General features: G+C 47.4%; 2 protein-coding genes. Both read right to left on the reverse strand.

Annotated elements, in window-relative coordinates; translation table 11 throughout:
- Window positions 1-122: 122 nt before the first annotated feature.
- On the reverse strand, window positions 123-2,756 hold the full coding sequence (gene ppc, locus AACQ17_RS06960; protein WP_026027891.1) for a phosphoenolpyruvate carboxylase: 2,634 nt from the start codon (window positions 2,754-2,756) through the stop codon (window positions 123-125).
- Window positions 2,757-2,988: 232 nt separating this feature from the next.
- Window positions 2,989-4,125, reverse strand: a complete 1,137-nt coding sequence (gene argE, locus AACQ17_RS06965; RefSeq protein ID WP_094147416.1) for an acetylornithine deacetylase — start codon at window positions 4,123-4,125, stop codon at window positions 2,989-2,991.
- Window positions 4,126-4,175: the final 50 nt, after the last annotated feature.

Here is a 4,175-nt window from a genome sequence, read left to right on the forward strand (position 1 = left end):
GTAGAATACTTTGTTAGTTTAGCTTAAAAAACTGATAATATGCTCAATAATTTTTGTGATTTAAAATAAAAAGCCGCTCAGAGGCGGCCTTTTAGCTAATTTGTGAAATAAAATGCTGTTACTTAGCCTGTGTTACGCATTCCTGCTGCAATACCCGCGATAGTCACCATTAAGGCTTCTTCTAACTCTGCTGGTGCGGTTTCGGTTTGGCGGGTGCGGTACAACAGCTCTGCTTGCAGCATATTTAATGGCTCAACATAGATATTGCGCAAACGGATTGACTCTTGACCCCAAGGATCGCTTTGCATTAAGTTCTCATTGTTTTCTACATTTAACACCGCTTTGATGTCTTTCTGTAATTGAGAACGCAAACGCTCACCGAGCGGGCGTAACGATTCATCGACTAAGCGTTCATCGTAATAGCGTGAGATTTCAATGTTGCACTTGGAGTAAACCATCTCTAGCATGCCCAAACGCGTTGAGAAAAATGGCCATTCACGGCACATCTCTTCCAGCAGTGCTTGGTGTCCTTTATCGATAGAAAACTGAATTGCTTCTCCCGCACCTAGCCAGGCTGGTAGCACGAGGCGGTTTTGGCTCCAAGAGAAGATCCACGGGATTGCACGTAAGCTTTCGACCCCACCATTAGGGTTGCGTTTAGCCGGACGTGAACCGAGCGGTAATTTACCCAGCTCTAGCTCTGGCGTTGCTTGGCGGAAGTACGGGACAAAGTCCGGCTCGCCGCGAACAATATGGCGATACGCTTCGCAAGAGACCTCAGACAATACCTCCATTAAGTCGCGCCAATCTTGTTTTGGCTCTGGTGGTGGCAGCAGGTTCGCTTCTAAAATGGCGCTGGCGTACATCGTAAAACTATTGACCGCTACTTCTGGTAGACCAAGTTTAAAGCGGATCATTTCGCCTTGCTCCGTCACACGCAAGCCACCCTTTAAGCTTTTGGGTGGTTGTGAAAGCAGTGCCGCATGTGCTGGAGCACCCCCGCGACCAATGGTGCCGCCACGTCCATGGAATAGTGTCAGTTCAATTCCGGCCTCTTCACTGACATTAACCAAAGCTTCCATTGCGCTGTATTGCGCCCAACCGGCGGACATTACACCTGCATCTTTAGCGGAATCAGAGTAACCAATCATCACCATCTGGTGGTTTTGAATAAAGCCACGATAGAGATCAATGCCCATTAGTTGGCGGATCACCGTTTCTGCGTTGTTTAAATCATCCAAAGTTTCGAACAGTGGACAAACGTCCATGCGATAAGGACAGCCACACTCTTGCAACAATAGATGTACGGCAAGTACATCTGATGCGGTACGAGCCATCGAAATCACATAAGCACCAAAGGCTTCGCGAGGCTGAGAAGCAACGATTTTACAGGTGTCGATCACCTCTTGTACCGCTTCTGAAGGCTGCCAGTCACGAGGTAACAAAGGACGTTTTGAGCTCAACTCATTGGTGAGAAACGCAATTTTGTCTTGCTCGCTCCACTGGTCATAATCACCAATGCCTAAATAACGGGTGAGCTCGGAGATCACATCAGAGTGGCGAGTGCTCTCTTGGCGAATGTCCAAACGCACAAGATGCACGCCGAACGCTTTAATCCGGCGCAGAGTATCAAGCAGCGAGCCATCGGCAATGACGCCCATGCCGCATTGATGTAAAGATTGGTAGCAGGCATAAAGCGGTTCCCACAACTGTGCGATATTTTGCAGTGGTGCTTTGCGTGCCAGTTGTTGGCCATTGATCTTGGCATCCAACACTTCCAGTGTTTCGCTGAGTAGTTCACGCAGGCGTTTGAGAATAGCGCGATAAGGTTCGTGTTCATCTATGCCAGCCAAATCGCGTAGCGCGTCACTGCATTTGGTCATCGACAATTCGCTGACCAGCTCATTGATATCACCTAGGTAGAGATCGGCCGCTTTCCAGCGAGAAAGCAGCATTACTTCACGGGTGATTTTATGAGTCACAAAGGGGTTACCATCACGGTCGCCGCCCATCCACGAAGAAAAATGCACAGGGCGTGCATCAATTGGTAGCCCTTCACCTAAGTAGTTGGTGAGGTGCTCATCAAATTCACGAAGAAAATCAGGCACGGCTTGCCATAGAGAATTTTCCACCACCGCAAAGCCCCATTTTGCTTCATCCAGTGGCGTAGGGCGCTGCTTACGAATCACATCTGAATGCCAGCTTTGCGCGATCAACTGTTCTAAACGGCGTTCGGTTTTTTGGCGCTCTTTAAATGAAAGATCACTGAGTTCAAGCTTGGAGAGACACTCGTTAATTTTCACCAGCTTGTTGATCATCGTGCGGCGTGTAATTTCGGTTGGGTGAGCCGTTAGCACTAACTCGATATTGAGATCGCGTACCGCTTGAGCAGCATCCAATTTACTGATTTTATTTTGATTCAGTTTAGTAAACAGTAAATTAATCGCATCAGGCTCACACACATGTTCTTCACAGTGACGTGAAATGGTGTGGTACTGCTCGGCCATGTTGGTTAAGTTAAGAAATTGGTTGAATGCCCGCGCTACTGGGGTGAGCTGTTCGTTGGGAAGGTTTTTGATCTCTTCAACCAAGCTGTCTCGGTCGGCTTGATTGCCATTACGGGCTGATTTTGAAAGTTTTCGGATGGTTTCCACTTTCTCTAAGATAACGTCACCATGGGCGTCCTGAATGGTGTTGCCCAGCAAACGGCCAAGCATGCTCACGTTACTTTTGAGCGCAGCGTATTTTTCGTTCATTGTCATCCTGCCTTGTAAAAAAATTACATCCATTGTTCCTTGCTAAGTACACAATCTAGCGAAAAGATCCCTGTAGAGTCAAATAAAGCCGACTATTTTTACGATTATTGCTGAATGTTATTGAACGTGATCATTTGGTGAATAATTGGCGTAAATTACTGAAATTTTATTACAAAAATGCCCGACCGTAGAAACGCTGTCAGGCATTTATCGCTTGAGTAAGCTTGGTAGGCTAGAAGCAGTATTTATACATTGCTTTGGACAAAATCGAGATGGTTGGATCAATAAATTCAAACGCTAGGAATTCATCCGGTTGATGCGCTTGATCGATCGAACCTGGGCCGAGTACCAGTGTTGGGCATAATTGTTGTAAGAACGGTGCTTCAGTACAGTAATTCACGGTTTGTGAAGCGGTATTGCAAATCTCTTCAATGTTGCCAATAAAGGGGTGATCATGCTGACATTCATAACCCGGAATCGCATCATGCAGCGCGGTAATCTCAATGCGGCCGGGCCATTTTGCACTGACTTCATTCAGTGCACTGCGCAGCAAGTTATCGAGCCCATCTAGACTCATGCCGGGCAGCGGGCGCACATCGTAATGCAATTCGCAGCAGCCACAAATGCGGTTTGGACTATCGCCACCGTGGATATGACCGAGGTTCAAAGTCGGGTGAGGAATGGCAAAGCCTGGGTGATGGTACTCTTTGATCAATTTGTCGCGCAGTTGCATTAACGCGAACAGCACTTCATGCATGATTTCGATGGCATTTACGCCCAGAGCAGGATCAGAAGAGTGGCCCGATTTTCCTGTCACTCGAATAGCGTTGGCTACGTGGCCTTTATGGCCGCGGATGGGCACAAGGCTAGTCGGCTCACCAATAATGCAGTAATCCGGTTGAAATGGTGCATGTTCAGTGAAATGACGTGCGCCGAGCATGGTGGTTTCTTCATCACAGGTCGCCAACACATACAGCGGTTTACTCTGTTTACTCCAATCGACTTTTTTCACCGCTTCGTAGATAAAAGCAAAAAAGCCTTTCATGTCTGCCGTGCCTAAGCCATAGAAACGATCATTGGCTTGCGTTAACGCGTGTGGTTCAAAATTCCAACGTCCTTCGTCAAATGGAACGGTATCACTGTGCCCCGCGAGCAGTAGGCCACCTTCGCCGCAACCTTTCTTCGCCACTAAATTGTATTTTCCCGGCGCGACTTCAATGGTGTCGACTACAAACCCTAAGCTGGAAAACCAGCTTGCCAATTTATCAATCACATTCTGGTTACCTTCGTCCCAACGAGCATCTGTGGAGCTGATGGAAGAGGTTGAAATCAGACCTTGGTAAACCTCAAGAAAACTGGGTAATTGCATATTATCTTTGCTCCTAGTATTGACAGAGTAATTGCGAGAAGGTAAAACAC

The sequence above is a fragment of the Vibrio sp. V10_P2A27P122 genome (assembly GCF_963874335.1).
Classification (GTDB): domain Bacteria; phylum Pseudomonadota; class Gammaproteobacteria; order Enterobacterales; family Vibrionaceae; genus Vibrio; species Vibrio anguillarum.

What these genes read in the sequence shown, in the direction of transcription:
- ppc (WP_026027891.1), bottom strand. Translation starts at nt 2,756, where the DNA reads ATGAACGAAAAATACGCTGCGCTCAAAAGTAACGTGAGCATGCTTGGC.
- argE (WP_094147416.1), bottom strand. Translation starts at nt 4,125, where the DNA reads ATGCAATTACCCAGTTTTCTTGAGGTTTACCAAGGTCTGATTTCAACC.